At 73.4% G+C, this 13,915-nt stretch carries 11 protein-coding genes; 5 read left to right on the top strand and 6 right to left on the bottom strand.

The features are described 5' to 3' along the window. Positions 1 to 6 precede the first annotated feature (6 nt). From NNW99_RS34330 to NNW99_RS34315, 4 genes are read left to right on the top strand one after another with little or no spacing between them, the layout of a single operon-like run. A complete protein-coding gene (locus tag NNW99_RS34330) occupies positions 7 to 960 on the top strand; it encodes an ABC transporter permease (protein ID WP_215123053.1) in 954 nt (317 codons plus the stop codon). Beyond that, positions 957 to 1,799, top strand: coding sequence for an ABC transporter permease (locus NNW99_RS34325; RefSeq protein ID WP_215123052.1), 843 nt, complete (start codon positions 957 to 959; stop codon positions 1,797 to 1,799). The genes NNW99_RS34330 and NNW99_RS34325 overlap by 4 nt, the downstream gene beginning before the upstream one ends. Next, positions 1,799 to 2,764, top strand: coding sequence for an ABC transporter ATP-binding protein (locus tag NNW99_RS34320; RefSeq protein WP_215123051.1), 966 nt, complete (start codon positions 1,799 to 1,801; stop codon positions 2,762 to 2,764). The genes NNW99_RS34325 and NNW99_RS34320 overlap by 1 nt, the downstream gene beginning before the upstream one ends. Beyond that, complete coding sequence (locus NNW99_RS34315; RefSeq protein WP_215123050.1) at positions 2,761 to 3,579, top strand: ABC transporter ATP-binding protein; 819 nt, start codon at positions 2,761 to 2,763, stop codon at positions 3,577 to 3,579. The genes NNW99_RS34320 and NNW99_RS34315 overlap by 4 nt, the downstream gene beginning before the upstream one ends. A gap of 13 nt (positions 3,580 to 3,592) precedes the next feature. Here NNW99_RS34315 and NNW99_RS34310 read toward each other — a convergent pair whose 3' ends face one another. Beyond that, positions 3,593 to 6,283 carry an alpha-L-rhamnosidase gene (locus NNW99_RS34310; RefSeq protein ID WP_215123049.1) on the bottom strand — a complete coding sequence of 897 codons (2,691 nt, stop codon included), beginning with the start codon at positions 6,281 to 6,283 and terminating at the stop codon, positions 3,593 to 3,595. A 101-nt stretch (positions 6,284 to 6,384) separates the two neighbouring features. Here NNW99_RS34310 and NNW99_RS34305 point away from each other — a divergent pair, with 101 nt between their 5' ends. Then, on the top strand, positions 6,385 to 6,990 hold the full coding sequence (locus tag NNW99_RS34305; RefSeq protein WP_215123048.1) for a response regulator transcription factor: 606 nt from the start codon (positions 6,385 to 6,387) through the stop codon (positions 6,988 to 6,990). A gap of 213 nt (positions 6,991 to 7,203) precedes the next feature. Here the strand turns inward: NNW99_RS34305 and NNW99_RS34300 are convergent, their stop codons facing one another. The 5 genes from NNW99_RS34300 to NNW99_RS34280 all read right to left on the bottom strand — a co-directional run bounded on the left by NNW99_RS34300 (position 7,204) and on the right by NNW99_RS34280 (position 13,866). Further along, a complete protein-coding gene (locus NNW99_RS34300) occupies positions 7,204 to 8,604 on the bottom strand; it encodes a cytochrome P450 (RefSeq protein WP_215123047.1) in 1,401 nt (466 codons plus the stop codon). Positions 8,605 to 8,763: 159 nt separating this feature from the next. Further along, positions 8,764 to 9,870, bottom strand: coding sequence for an NAD(P)/FAD-dependent oxidoreductase (locus NNW99_RS34295; protein ID WP_215123046.1), 1,107 nt, complete (start codon positions 9,868 to 9,870; stop codon positions 8,764 to 8,766). A gap of 112 nt (positions 9,871 to 9,982) precedes the next feature. Next, positions 9,983 to 11,146, bottom strand: a complete 1,164-nt coding sequence (locus NNW99_RS34290) for a substrate-binding domain-containing protein (RefSeq protein ID WP_215123045.1) — start codon at positions 11,144 to 11,146, stop codon at positions 9,983 to 9,985. An 81-nt stretch (positions 11,147 to 11,227) separates the two neighbouring features. Then, positions 11,228 to 12,301, bottom strand: coding sequence for an ABC transporter permease (locus NNW99_RS34285; RefSeq protein WP_215123044.1), 1,074 nt, complete (start codon positions 12,299 to 12,301; stop codon positions 11,228 to 11,230). Continuing rightward, entirely contained in the window at positions 12,298 to 13,866 is a 1,569-nt protein-coding gene (locus NNW99_RS34280; protein ID WP_215123043.1) for a sugar ABC transporter ATP-binding protein, read from the bottom strand. Before NNW99_RS34280 ends, NNW99_RS34285 begins: the two co-directional genes overlap by 4 nt. Positions 13,867 to 13,915 lie beyond the last annotated feature (49 nt).

Genomic DNA, 13,915 nt, shown 5'->3' with positions numbered 1-13,915 from the left:
GCCGCCATGGCCGCCCGGATCGTACGGCGCCTGGCCGGTTTCCTGGCCACGCTTCTCGCCGCCTCCTTCGTCATCTTCGCGGCCGTCTACGCGGCCCCCGGCGACCCCGCCGTCTTCCTGGCCGGCGGTCGCGACGAGCTCACCCCCGAGCGGCTCGCGGCCGTCCGCGCCCAGTACCACCTGGACGAGCCGCTGGTCGTGCAGTACGGGCGCTGGCTCGCCGACTGCGTCCACCTCGACCTCGGCCGCTCCTTCAAGTACGGCGACCAGGTGGCCGACCTGATCGCGGCCCGGCTGCCCACCACCGTCGAACTGGTCGCCTACGCCACCGTGCTGTTCGTCGTCCTCGGTGTGGGCTCCGGCATCCTCGCCGCGATCCGGCAGTCCACCTGGGTCGACTCGGCCGTGGTCGGCGGGACGACGCTCGCCGCGTCCGTGCCGTCGTTCGTCGCGGCGATCGCCCTCGTGTCGCTGTTCGGCGTGCAGCTGGGCTGGTTCCCGGTGACGGGGGCCGGCAGCGGCCTCGCCGGGACCCTGCACCATCTGACGCTGCCCGCGCTGTCGCTGGCGCTCGGCGCGCTCGCGCTCATCAGCCGGGTCACCCGGCAGGCCATGGCGGACGCCGCCGCCTCCGACCACGTCGAGGCGGCCCGGGCCTCCGGGATCCCGGAGCGGGACATCGTCCGCCGCCATGTGCTGCGCAACGCGCTCGGCCCGATCGTCACCATGTGCGGCCTGGTCATGGCCGGGATGCTCGCCGGGACGGTCGTCGTCGAGACCGCCTTCGGCATCAGCGGCATCGGCTCGCTGCTGGTCGGCGCGATCAACACCCACGACTTCCCGGTGGCGCAGGCCGTGCTGCTGCTCATGGTCACCGGCTATGTCGTCGTCACCACCGTCGTCGACCTGGTCCATCCGCTGCTCGACCCGCGCGTCCGTGAGGAGGCCCGTACCGCATGACCGCGCTCACGCTCGCCCCCGTCCGGGTACGCCCCCGACGCCCCCTGGGTGTGCTGGTGGCCGGCGGTTTCCTGGGCCTGGTGGTCCTGGCCGCCGTACTCGCCCCGCTGCTGGCGCCCTACGCCCCCGACGCCATCGACCTGTCCGCCTCGCTCGCCGGCACGAGCCCCGACCACCTCCTGGGGACCGACTCCTCCGGCCAAGATCTCCTCTCCCGGGTGCTGTACGGCGCCCGCAGCAGCCTCATCGCCCCGCTGCTGCTCCTCGCGGTGGCCGCGCTGCTCGGCGTCACCCTCGGGGTGCTGGCCGCCTGGCGGGGCGGCTGGGTCGACGCGTTCGTCTCCCGGCTGACGGATGTGATGTATGCCTTCCCCGGGCTGCTGTTCACCGTCCTGATCATCGCGGTCTTCGGCACCGGCATGACCACGTCCGTGCTGGCCCTCGGTCTCGCCTACACGCCGACGGTCGCCAAGTACACGCGCTCCCTGGCCCTTTCCGAGTGCCGCAAGCCGTACGTCGACGCCTATCGCGTCCAGGGCATGGGCGGTGCCCGGATCTGCGCGGGGTATCTGGTGCCGAACCTGGGCCGGTCGGTCGCCGGTTATCTGGTGGTGCTGTTCGGTGAGGCGCTGATGTCGCTCGCCACCCTGTCCTACCTCGGCTTCGGCGCCCAGCCGCCCAGTTCCGACTGGGGTCTGATGGTGCAGGAGGGGCAGGCCGCCGTCGTCCAGGGCGCGCTGCTGCCCGCGCTGGTACCCGGCACCGCGATCGCCGCGGTCGTCGTCTCCTTCAATGTCGTCGGCGTCTGGGCGGCCGACCGGCTCGGAGGGCGGAACTGATGCTGCTCACCCTCGACCACCTCACGGTGCAGCTTCCGGGCGCGGCCCGGCCGCTCCTCGACGAGGTGTCCCTGCGCGTGGCCCCGGGCGAGGTCGTCGGCCTGGTCGGCGAATCCGGCTCGGGCAAGTCGACCACGGCGAAGGCCGCCCTCGGCCTGCTGCCCGGCGGCGCCACGGCCTCCGGCTCCGTCCGGGCCGGCGACGCTGACGTCCTCGCCCTCACCGGCGAGGACCTGCGCCGGCACCGGGCCCGTACGGTCGCCATGGTCCACCAGGATCCACGCGCCGCCCTCAACCCGGTGCGCCGCATCGGGGACTTCCTCCGCGAGCGGGGCGCGGACCGTGCCCGGGCCGTGGAACTCCTCGCCGCCGTCGGCCTGTCCGATCCGGAGCGACGGCTGCGGCAGCGCCCGCACGAGCTGTCCGGCGGCATGCTCCAGCGCGTCGTCATCGCGGGCGCCCTGGCCGTGGAGCCCCGGCTGCTGCTCGCCGACGAGGCCACCAGCGCGCTCGACGTCACCACCCAGGCGGAGATCCTCGCCCTGCTGCGCACCCTGCGCGCGGAGCAGGGGGCCGGGATGCTGTTCATCACGCATGACCTGCATCTGGCCGCCGCGTACTGCGACCGCGTGTACGTCATGTACGCAGGCCGGGTCGTCGAGGAGCGCACCGCCGAGGCGCTGTTCGCCGACCCCGCGCATCCCTACACCCGCGGTCTGCTCTCCTGCTCGCCCACCCTGGGCGACACCTCCCACACCCTGCTGCCCATCCCGGGACGCCCGCCGTCCCTGTCCGACGTCTTCACCGGCTGCCCGTTCGCCGCCCGCTGCCCCGACGCCGAGCCGGAGTGCGACACCTGGCGGCCGACGGCGGCGGAACTCCCGGACGGCGGAACGGCGGCCTGCCGCCGGATACCCACCGCCGTGACCACCGCGGCGGCCTCGGCCGAAAGGAGCACGCCATGACCGAAGGCCCTCTGCTGGTCGCCGACGGCCTGCGCAAGTCCTACTCCCTGCCCGGCCGCGGCCGGCTCACCGCCGCCGAGGACGTGTCGTTCGGTGTGCCCCGGGGCGGTTCGCTCGGGATCGTCGGGGAGTCCGGGTCCGGCAAGACGACGGTGGCGCGGATGCTGGTCGGTCTGGTGCGGCCCGACGCCGGCACCGTCAGTGTCGACGGACGCCCGCGGGAGGCGCGCACGCCCCGGCGCAAGGCGGCCCGGCTGGCCCGCGCCCGGGAGATCCAGATGGTCTTCCAGGACCCGTACGTCTCGCTCGACCCGCGCCTCACGGCCGACCGGTGCCTGCGCACCGCGCTGCGCCTGCACGGCCGGGACGAGGACCTGGCCGCGGACCTCCTCGACCGGGTCGGCCTCGGCGCACGGGAGGCCGCGGCCCGGCCCCGGCAGCTCTCGGGCGGCCAGCGCCAGCGCCTCGCGATCGCCCGGGCACTCGCCCCGGGCCCGCGGGTGCTGGTCCTGGACGAGGCCGTGGCCGCCCTGGACGTGTCGATCCAGGCCCAGATCCTGCGCCTCCTCGACGAGATCCGCCGGGACACCGGGGTCGCGCTCGTCTTCGTCGGGCACGACCTGGCGGTGGTGCAGCACATCACCGACGACGTGCTGGTGATGCGCCAGGGCCGGATCGTCGAACAGGGCCCGACCCGGCAGGTGCTCACCGATCCGGCCCACCCGTACACCAAGCTGCTGCTCGCGGCCGTCCCCGGGGAGGGATGGGACCCGGCCACGGCGGTGGAGGCCCGTGCCGCAGCGCTGAGCTCCTGAGGCGCGCGCTCCGTCAGCCCGTCACCGGATCCGCCTCCGCGTCCGGCTCCGGTGAAGAGAAGGGGTGGCGGAGCGGCAGCGGCGGCCACGACGGCATCGCACAGCGCTCCACAGTGAAGGTGTGGCTGCCCGACCCGATCTCGAACGGGGCTGCGCTGCCCGGGAGTTGAACCACGGCCGTGGTGTTGGGCGGGACCACCGCCGTGACCGTGACGGTGTCGCCCCGTCGCTCCCACCCGGCCTCGGCGCGCCCGTACGGCGTGAGGTGCGCGGCGTGCGCATGGGTCAGCGTGCCGCCGGGCACGGGTGCGACGCGCAGCCGCTTCCAGCCGGGCCCGGCCTGCCCGAGCCCGGCGACGGTGCGGTGCAGCCAGTCGGCGACCGCGCCGAGGGCGTAGTGGTTAAAGGAGGTCATCTCGCCCGGGTTGACGGTGCCGTCGGGCAGCAGCGAGTCCCAGCGCTCCCAGACCGTGGTGGCGCCCATGGTCACCGGGTAGAGCCAGGACGGGCAGCCGGTCTCCAGCAGCATCCGGTAGGCGATCTCGGGCGCGCCCGCCTCGGTGAGCGCGTCGCAGATCAGCGGGGTGCCGGCGAACCCGGTCGCGATCCGGAACCCGGCCCGGCGGACGATCTCCGCCAGGCGCCGGCCGGCCCGCTCGCGCTGCCGTGCGGTGGGCAGCAGCGCGAACCGCAGGGCCAGCGCGTACGCGGTCTGCGCGTCCGAGGCGAGCAGGCCGCCCGGGGTGACGAACTCGTCGGCGAAGGCGGCCCGCACCCGCCCGGCGAGCCGTGTGTACCGCTCGGCGTGCTCCCGCTCCCCCAGCAGATCCGCCACGTCGGCCATGATCTCGGCCGTGCGGGCCGCGTAGGCGTTGGCCACCAGGTCGCCGTCCGTCCGGGCGTCTCCCGGCCGGTCGGGCGGTGCGCCCGGGTCCAGCCAGTCGCCGAGCTGGAACGCGGCGCGCCACAGGCCACCGCCCTCCGTCACATACCGCTCCAGTTCGTCGGCCCAGGCGGACATCGACTCCCACTGGGTGCGCAACAGGCCCTCGTCGCCGAAGGCCCGGTACAGCGCCCAGGGGACGAGGACCGCGCTGTCGGCCCAGATCGCGTTCGCCGTGTCCGGGAAACCGTCGGGCAGGGCGTCGGGCACGACCAGCGGCGGGATCGCGCCGTCGGGGCGGGCGAGCTGCTCGGCGGCGAGGTCGCGCAGCCAGGAGCCGAGCATGCCGGAGCAGTCGTACAGGAAGGCGGCCGTGGGGGCGAAGACGGCGATGTCGCCGGTCCAGCCGAGGCGTTCGTCGCGCTGCGGGCAGTCGGTCGGCAGATCCAGGAAGTTGCCGCGCATGCCCCACACGATGTTCGCGTGCAGCTGCTCGACCAGGGGGTCGGAGCACGCGAACCAGCCGGTGCGTTCCATGTCGGTGTGCAGGACGACGGCTTCGATGTCGTCGGGGTCCAACTCACCTGGCCAGTCGTCCACTTGGGCGTACCGGAAGCCGTGGAAGGTGAAGAGCGGCTCGTACGTCTCGCCCTCGGGGGCGCCCTTGAGGGTGTAGCGGTCGGTGGCCTCGGCCTGCCGCAGGGGGCGCAGGGCGAGTTCGCCGTGTTCCAGGACCTCGGCGTGGCGCAGGGTGACGGTCCGCCCGGCCTCGCCGCGCACCCTGAGCCGCAGCCGGCCGACGAGGTTCTGCCCGAAGTCCAGCACCGTGTGTCCGGCCGGGGTGGTCAGGACGTGTACGGGCTTCAGCGTCTGCGTGCGGCGTACGGGCGGGCCGGTCGGTGCCACCAAGTCGCCCCGGGGCATGTCCGGTTCGACGACGGGCATCCAGCCGTCGCCGGACTCTCCGGGTGCGGACCAGCCGGGGCGCTCCAGGCGGGCGTCGTACTCCTCGCCGTCGTACAGCTCGGACCGCAGCGCCGGGCCGGTCGCGGCCTGCCAGCGGCCGTCGGTGGCGACGGTCTCTCGGCTCCCGTCGGTGTAGCGGATCTCCAGTTGGGCGAGCAGGGCGGGCCGGTCGCCGTAGACGCCCCGCCGGCCGCCGTGGAAGCCGAGCCGGCCGCTGTACCAGCCCTCGCCGAGCTGGGCGCCGAGCACGTTCGCGCCCTCGCGCAGGTGCTCCGTCACGTCGTAGGTGGAGTAGCGCAGCCGGTGGTGGTACGAGGACCAGCCCGGGGTGAGGACGTCCGCGCCGACCGGGCGGCCGTTGAGCTCCGGCCGGCAGACGCCGAGGGCGGTGACGTACAGGCGGGCCGCGGCGACCGGGGCGCGCAGCCGGAAGGAGCGGCGGAGCAGAACGACGGGCTGTGGTCGCCCCGGGTCGATGCCCAGGTCCGGGTGCGGGGCGACCGGGCGGGCCGTCCAGTCCGCCGCGTCCAGCAGTCCGGTCTCGGCGTACGCGACCGGAGACCAGGCGGAGATCCGGCCCTCGGCGTCCCTGACGCGTACCCGTGCCCCGACCCGTGTGCGGGAGGCCAGGTCAGGACCGGGCCACGGCACCAGCACCTGCGCGTCCGAGGCGACCGGGCCGTCCGTCCCGCCGATCCGGGTACCGGCGTCGTCGAGCAGCTCGATCTCGTACGCCGACTGCCGCCAGTCGGGTGTATCGGTCTCGGTGCGCCAGCTCAGCCGGGGCCGGGGCTCGCCGATGCCGAGCGGCTCCCGGTGGTGTTCGAAGACAGGGGCGGTGACCTCGGCCTGCATGGGAACGCTCCTCACTCCGCATGACATGAATCGATTCAATCGGGCCGGTCGCGCATACGGCCCGAACTGAAATTCCCGGGGCGGGCGGCGATAATCCGATCGTGATCCGCGTTCTGCTCGTCGAGCACACCCGCCTGGTGCGGGGAGCGTTCGCCGCGCTGCTGTCCCGTGAGGACGACATCGAGGTCGTCGCGGAGGCCGACGGCGACGGTGACGTGGTGGCACGCGCCCTGGCCTGCCGTCCCGACGTGGCCGTGATCGACGTGGACTCCCGGGCGGGCGAGGACATCGCCGTCCGGGGCGAGCTGCGGGCGCGGCTGCCGGAGTGCCGGCTGCTGCTGGTGATGGCCTCGACGACACCCGAGCGGCTGCGCCGCATGCTCGATCTGCACGCCGCCGGTGTCATCAGCACCAACGCCCCGCCCGACCGGCTGGTCCACGGGGTGCGCAAGCTGGTCAGGGGGCAACGGTTCGTCGATCCCGAGTTCGCGCTGGCCGCCCTGGACGCGGGAGCGAACCCGCTGACCCCGCGCGAGGTGGAGGTCCTGCGGCTGACCGCCGACGGCACGCCCACCCGGGAGATCGCCGAGCGGCTGTCGCTGTCCGTGGCCACGGTCCGCAACCATCTGTCGGCGATCACACGGAAGACCGGCGGGCGGAACCGGATCGACGCGATCCGGATCGCCGGGGAGTCGGGCTGGGTGTGAACCGGGTGAGCCGGGCAGGTCATCGAGGTGTACCTGCCCGGCTCTCGCGGGCCCTCACGCCCTTCCCCCGGGATCTGAGACGAGCATCCCAGGGCGGGGCGCCCCGCAACACCACCGTTCGTCACGCGTGCGGCGTGAGACCGTCACCCCGGAACCGGGAGAAACGGCGATACGAGGTGGGCGTTCCGGCCGGTCGCCTGACCGGCCGCGCGGTCAGCGGCCGCCGCGGATCAGGCCGGTCAGATAGCGCCACAGCGAGGAGCGCTGCCGGGCGGACGGGTCCGGCAGGACCTCCTCCGCCACCCCCGGCGCGGGATCTCCGGCCACCGGGCGCACGGGCACCGAGGCGAGTTCGTAGCGCACCGGCAGCGAGCGCAGGCCCCGCATGAACGGGGAGGAACGCCAGGGCAGTTGGTCGGCGGGCAGCGCGAGGTCGAGGTGGTCGAACCGCTGGAACAGGCGCCCCACACCGGCCGCCGCGACCGTCGAGGCGAGCTCCCTGGCCGGGCACTGGCGCGGACCGGCTCCCCAGGACAGATGCGCCCGGGTGCTGATGGTGGTGCCGGAGGCGACGTGGTCGGCGAAGAGCGGGTCGGCGTGGGCCGCGGCCGAGGAGACCCACACCGGATCGCCCGCGTGGATCGTGTACTTGCCGAGCGGGGTGTCCTGGGCGGCGAAGCGCGGGACGAAGTTCACCAGGGGCGGCTTGCGCATGACCACCCGGTTCATGCTCTCCCTGACCATCCCGGCGGACAGGCTGGCGCGCACGCTGCCCTCCCCCGAGATGACCTCGACGACGGTGTTGGAGATGAGGATGCCGACGTGGTCGGAGGTCATGCCGAGCAGCATGAACAGTTCGCGGGCGAGATGGTCGAGCGAGAGGTCCGGGTGCGCGGCCAGCAGGTACGAGGGGAAGTCGTCGCCCGGCTTCTGGAGCTTGCCCGCGGCCAGTTCCGCCAGGGTCGCGAGCAGGCGCTCCAGCGCGGCCTCGGCGTCCGGGCCGGCGTCGAGCACGCGCCACATGTCCATCAGCGCGTCATCGCCCTGCGAGCCGGGGAAGCCGAGCAGATGGCTCGCCACCATCAGCGGCAGCGGCCGGGAGAACTGCGCGGACAGGTCCGCCACGCCCGTTTTCCCGCCCTCCCCCACCAGGGTGATCAGCTCGTCGGCGTAGGCGGTGACGGCGGACTTCAGGCGCTTGGCCTGCGGGTGGCGCGGGTCCTGGAACGGCTTGAGGGCCACGTCCCACGCCGAGCGCAGCGGCCGGTAGCCGGCGCCGCCCTGGATCAGGATGTGGTTGACCTCCAGGGACGGGCCGAGCGGCCAGTCGGCCGGCACCCGGCCCTCGGAGCGGGCCCGCCAGTTCTCCAGCCCCTTGGGGAAGCCGTCGTTGTCCTGGAGTACCTGCAGCGACTCGCGGTAGCCGAGGACCAGCCAGGCGGGCACGCCCAGCAGGTCGACCGGCGCGACCGGGCCGTGTTCGTGCCTCAGCCGCTCGTAGACGAGGGAGGGGCGTGTCTCGTAGTCCCGGGTCAGCAGCGGTTCGGGGCTCAAGGCCTCCAGCCGCGTGTCGTCCAGGTCCACGGATCCGCCGTCACCCCGCTGGGATTCCATCGTCTTGCCACCCCTCCGACACGCCCCGTACCGGCACCCCATCAGCCGGTAGCCGGAAACGGTGGGGACCCTACCCCAGGTCGAACTCGTGGGTAACGACGGGGGTGGGGTGATGGGACGGGGCGACGAGGGCGGCCCGGTGGCGGGGCGCGGCGCGGATCAGGCTGCCGTGTAGCCGAGTTGGCGGCGCATGTAGGGCGTCATGAGCGTTTTCGCCTTGGCCAGGGTGGTGGTACGGCTGCCGAGGACGGCGGACTCGCCGCCAGGCACGGGCAGCACGGTCAGTCCGTCGGCCGGGCCGAACGGCACGATGAGCGGGGTGCGCTGGATCGGCCGGTAGAAGCGCGGCTCCTTGCGGTGCCTGCCGGAACTCTGCAGATAGGCGCGGATGTTGTGGGCGGCAATGTCCGCCTGGGCGAGGGCAGCAGGGGTGATCTTGAGTTCGCTGACGTCGTTCACGTCGCCGACGGCGAACACGTCGAGCCTGCCCTCGACGCGCAGCGTCCGGTCGACCTTGACGTGTCCGTCCCTGTTGAGCCAGTCGCCGAGTCCGGCCAGTCGGAGCCAGAGCGTGTTGGGGGTGGTGCCCGTCGCCCAGAAGGACAGGTCGGCCTCGATGATGTCGCCGCGGGCGTCGCGGTAGGTACCGAAGTCGTTGCCGGGGGACATGAAGGCGTCGAGCCGTACCTCGACGTCATGGGACTCCAGCCAGGCCAGGGCCTTGCGTCCCGGCCGGGTGCTGCCCGTGGAGTCGAGCAGCGCGGGCCCGGAGTGGGCGAGCGTGACCCGGGCGTCGGGGCGGGCGAGGCGGATCTCGGCGCTGAGTTCGACGCCGCCGGGGCCGCCGCCGACGACGAGGACGTGTTCGGCCGTGGCGACGTTGCGCTGGTGTTCGGCGAAGGACTTGGCCGCTTCCTCGGTGGTGGTACCGGTGAAGCGGGCCGGCTCGGGGTAGTCGGCGCCGGTGGCGATCACGACCACGTCGTAGGGCAGCCGCTCGCCGGTGGCGAGGACGACCTGGCGTTCGGCGGTGTCGACGCGGACGCACTTGCCCGCGACCACCCGGCCGTTGCCGAGCAGCCGGTCGTACGGGATGAAGGGGGTGTGGGTCCACTCGGGGCGGATGCCGGCGCGCAGGGAGGCGACGCGGTGGAAGAAGACCTCCTTGCGGTCCACCAGCGTGACCCGGGCGAGGCCGTCCAGCCGCTTCGCCAGCCGGACACCGGCGTAGCCGCCGCCGATCACCACTACGTCGCCGTCGTACACACCGAGTCTCCTGTGCCTGGTGGGGTCTGACGGTGAGATTAACCCTTGAAAATTAAAGGGATTCCGAGGTTCCGTGCATGTTCCGTGAAGGGATCGCCACCCTGACCGGCCGTCACTTCCCCCAGATCTCGCGGTACGCCGCCTGGTAGCCCGACGGGTCCCAGGTCGAGGCGCCTTCACTGTTTCCGGCGGTGGCGATGTGGATGGGGGCCGTGTATCCGCTGGCCGGGCGGTCGGCGAAGGCGCGGTTGAACTCGTCGACGATCTGCCAGCCCTGGAGGGTGAGCGGCTCGGGCACGGTGGCGGCCTGGTACTGCTCGCTGTTGATGCGCTGGAAGGCGGACGGGTCGCCGTCGCCCGCGCCGATGTTGAAGGGCGGCCCCGAGCCCTTCTCACCGGCCGCGCGGAAGGCGGGGGCGGCGTCGGCGAAGTACAGGTCGTTGATGGCGACGGAGTGCGTCCAGCGGTCCTGGAACCGGGAGAGCAGGGAGGAGATCTCCCGGGGGGTGCGACTGCTGGCGTCGGGGATCGGGATGTTCTCGACCGAGAGCACCCGCACGCCGGAGCAGGCGGCGAGTTCCTTCCTGATCAGGTCGGACTTGTTCCTGGCGAAGGGGATCGAGGCGTCGGTGATGACGACGACCCCGGCGCGGCCGTCCGAGTCGGAGATGATCCACTGCGCGCTGATGCGGGCCACGTCCTGGACCCTCGTGGTGACGTTGGTGAAGAGGTCGGGCTGCCGGCTGGGGCCGGGTTCGGGGACCGCGTGCCAGCCGATGAGCGGGATGCCCTGCGCGTTGGCCCGCGCGGCCTGCTGTGCCGTGGAGTCGGGGTCGAAGCCGCCGATGACGATGCCCGCGGGCCGCAGGGCCACGGCCTCGCTCATGGCCGCCTGGATACCGGCCGGGGTGCCTCCGCCGTCGATCACCCGGACGTCCCAGCCGATGACCCGCGCGGCTTCCCGCACGCCCTTCGCGGCGCCCGCGACGCCGGGATTGGTCATGGTCTGGGCGACATAGACGATCGTCCTGCCCGACACGGCCTCGGGGCCGTCGGTGGGACCGCCCCAGGGGATGTCGGTCCGCTCCGCCCGGGTGACGGCGGCCTGGGCCCTGGCGTGGACGGCGGGGCAGCCGCTCGGGCCCGTCGCGGTCTCGTCCGCGCCGTCCGAGGAGCCGCGTTCGCAGCCGACGAGGGCGGCCGCCGTCGCCAGCAGGGCGCAGGAGGCGAGCCGGGCGGTGCGGACCGCGGGGGCGGGCTTGTGGTTGCGGTGCACGGGAGCTCCATGGAGGGGATCGACGCGGCGGGACGTGCCAGGGGTCGGAACGCGCCGGGAGTCGCGGGACGTGCCGGGGGGTCAGGGGGGTGTGCCCGCCGTTCCGGCCTCGGGCGTCGGGGAGGACGGGGGCGGGGGCGGCGTGGCGGGCGAGTCGCGTGCCGCGGCCCCGCCGCGCAGCCTGCGCCGGGCGGCGTATCCGGCCAGGCCCACGGCGATGAGCAGGGTGCCGCCGTGGAACAGCGGGACCGTCCAGAACTCCGCGCCGAGCTGGGCGATGCCGGTGAGGCCGACGGCGAGGACGGCCACGGCGACGACGGTGCCGAGGGCGTTGGGGCGGCCGGGCTTGATCGCCGTGGACCCGAGGAGGGCGCCGACGAAGGCGGGCAGCAGATAGTCGAGGCCGACGCTCGGGTTGCCGATCTGCTGCTGGGACGCGAGCAGCACCCCGGCGAAGCCGACGATCAGGCCCGAGGCGGCGAAGGCGTAGACGGTGTACTTGCGGGTCGGGATGCCGACCAGGTCGGCCGCGCGCGGGTTGGACCCGACGACGTACAGATACCGGCCGAGCGGCAGCCGTTCCAGCACCAGCCAGAGGACTCCCGCGAGGGCGAGCACGTAGAAGGCGGGGACCGGGAGGCCGAGGAACGTGGAGTCGTACAGGTCGGTGAACGCGGGCGGGAGGCCCTGCGGGCCGGGGACGATGCGGCTGCCGTCGGTGATCCAGCCGGTCACGGCGTACAGCATGCTGCCGGTCCCCAGGGTGGCGATGAAGGAGTCGATACGGCCGAACTCGACGATGACGCCGTTGAGGACGCCCACGACCAGGCCTCCGGCGATCACCGTGAGGCAGGCGAGCGGCCAGGGCCAGGACTCGTTGACGATGAGCTGCAGCACCATCACATGGGCCAGGCCCAGGCCGTAGCCGATGGAGAGGTCGAACGCGCCGGTGACGATGGGGACCATGGCGGCGAGCGCCATGACGGCGGGGATCGACTGGTTGGACAGGATCGAGTCGAGGGTGTCCAGCGTGGGGAAGGTGCTCGGCAGGGCGAGGGAGAAGACCAGGTAGAGCACGGCGGTGAGGGCGAGCAGGCCGTAGGCGCCGATGTGGTGCCCGCCCTGCCTGCGCGGTCGGGTCCGTGGGCTCTTCATGGGTGCGTCGCGGTAGTGGACGGGGGCATGGCCGAGGCGGCCCGGGTGAGCCCGGCGACGGTGAGCGCCCTGCCGCTCAGCTCGGCCGTCACCGCCCCGCGGACGAAGACCAGGGTGCGCCGGCACACGCTCGCGACCTCCTCGAAGTCGGTGGACAGCAGCAGCACCGCCAGCCCTGCCTCCAGGGCCTCGTCGAGCAGGCGGTGGATCGCGGCCTTGGCGCCGATGTCCACGCTCGCGGTCGGCTCCTCGAGGATCAGCAGCCGCAGGTCCGTGCGCAGCCAGCGGCCGATCACGACCTTCTGCTGGTTGCCGCCGGAGAGGGTGGCGATGGGGGTCTCGCTGTCGCGGGGGCGCACGGAGAACCGGTCGATCAGAGCGGCGGCCGTGGCGCGTTCGCGCCGGGGCCCGATCCAGCGCGGTCCCGGCACGCCTCCCGCGCGCGGGTTGGCCAGGAGGTTCTCCCGCACGCTCAGCTCGGCGAGACAGCTCTCCCGGAGCCGGTCCCCCGGCACGAACCCCACACCGAGACCGACGGCCTCGGCGACCGTACGGGGGTGGTACGACCGTCCGTGCAGTACGGCCCTGCCGCCCAGGATCGGCCGGTCGCCGGCGAGGGCCCGGCCCAGATCCATGTGCCCGGCGTCGGAGAGCCCGACCAGCCCGAGCACCTCTCCGGGCGCGAGTTCCAGACTGACGGGTCCGGCCAGGGGGGTGCGTACGGAGTCGAGGGTCAGGACGGGGGGTGTGCCTGCCGCCGGGGGCGTCGGCGAGTAGGCGGGGGCGGGACGGGCGGCGAGGGTCTTCTCCTCACCGACGATGTCGTGGACCAGGCGGGCCGGGCTGTGGTCCGTCAGGCTGCCGTGGCTGACGAGGTGGCCGTCGCGCAGGACGGCGAAGGTGTCGGCGACCTGGTAGACCTCGTCGAGGCGGTGGCTGACGTAGAGGACGGCGTGGCCGCGGTCGCGCAGTTCGTGCAGGACGTGGAAGAGCCGGGCGCTGTCCGTGGCGGGCAGGCGGGCGGTCGGCTCGTCGAGGACGATGAGCTTCGCGCGCGCCGCCAGTGCCCTGGCGATGGCGACCAGCGAGCGGTCGGCCGGTGCGAGCCCGGAGACCGGGACGTCGGGGTCGAGGTGGGCGGCGACGACGCGCAGTGCGTCGACACAGCGCTCCCGGGTGCGGCGCCAGGAGATCAGCCCGGTCCGGCGCCCGTACCCGGTGGTCAGGGCGATGTTCTCGGCGACCGTCATCCACTCCACGAGACCGAGGTCCTGGTGGATGAAGGACATGCCGCGGGTGGCGACGGGGCTGCCGAGCGGTTGCCCGTCCACCGTGATCTGCCCGGCGTCGGCGTGATGCACCCCGGCGAGCACCTTGATCAGCGTGGACTTTCCGGCCCCGTTGGGCCCGAGGAAGGCGAGCACGCTGCCCGCGTGCACATCGAGGTCGACCCCGGCCAGCGCGACGGTCCCGCCGAACCGCTTGCTGAGCCCGCGGATACGGACCAAGGGCTCCGGTCCGAAGGGCGAGGCCGCCTTCGCCGGTGTGTCGGGAGCGTCGCGCACTCGATCAAATTACAGCATTTCGGTCATTTCACGGGGTGCTGTGGCTCCA

It is taken from the genome of Streptomyces sp. CRCS-T-1 (assembly GCF_024442335.1).
GTDB lineage: Bacteria > Actinomycetota > Actinomycetes > Streptomycetales > Streptomycetaceae > Streptomyces > Streptomyces koelreuteriae.
Note: the sequence above shows the minus strand (reverse complement) of the source record. Positions and strands in the feature narration are given on the sequence as shown.

Bases quoted from the DNA above. Each gene is read 5' to 3' on its own strand.
- NNW99_RS34330 (WP_215123053.1), top strand. From the start codon at position 7: ATGGCCGCCCGGATCGTACGGCGCCTGGCCGGTTTCCTGGCCACGCTT.
- NNW99_RS34325 (WP_215123052.1), top strand. From the start codon at position 957: ATGACCGCGCTCACGCTCGCCCCCGTCCGGGTACGCCCCCGACGCCCC.
- NNW99_RS34320 (WP_215123051.1), top strand. From the start codon at position 1,799: ATGCTGCTCACCCTCGACCACCTCACGGTGCAGCTTCCGGGCGCGGCC.
- NNW99_RS34315 (WP_215123050.1), top strand. From the start codon at position 2,761: ATGACCGAAGGCCCTCTGCTGGTCGCCGACGGCCTGCGCAAGTCCTAC.
- NNW99_RS34310 (WP_215123049.1), bottom strand. From the start codon at position 6,283: ATGCAGGCCGAGGTCACCGCCCCTGTCTTCGAACACCACCGGGAGCCG.
- NNW99_RS34300 (WP_215123047.1), bottom strand. From the start codon at position 8,604: ATGGAATCCCAGCGGGGTGACGGCGGATCCGTGGACCTGGACGACACG.
- NNW99_RS34285 (WP_215123044.1), bottom strand. From the start codon at position 12,301: ATGAAGAGCCCACGGACCCGACCGCGCAGGCAGGGCGGGCACCACATC.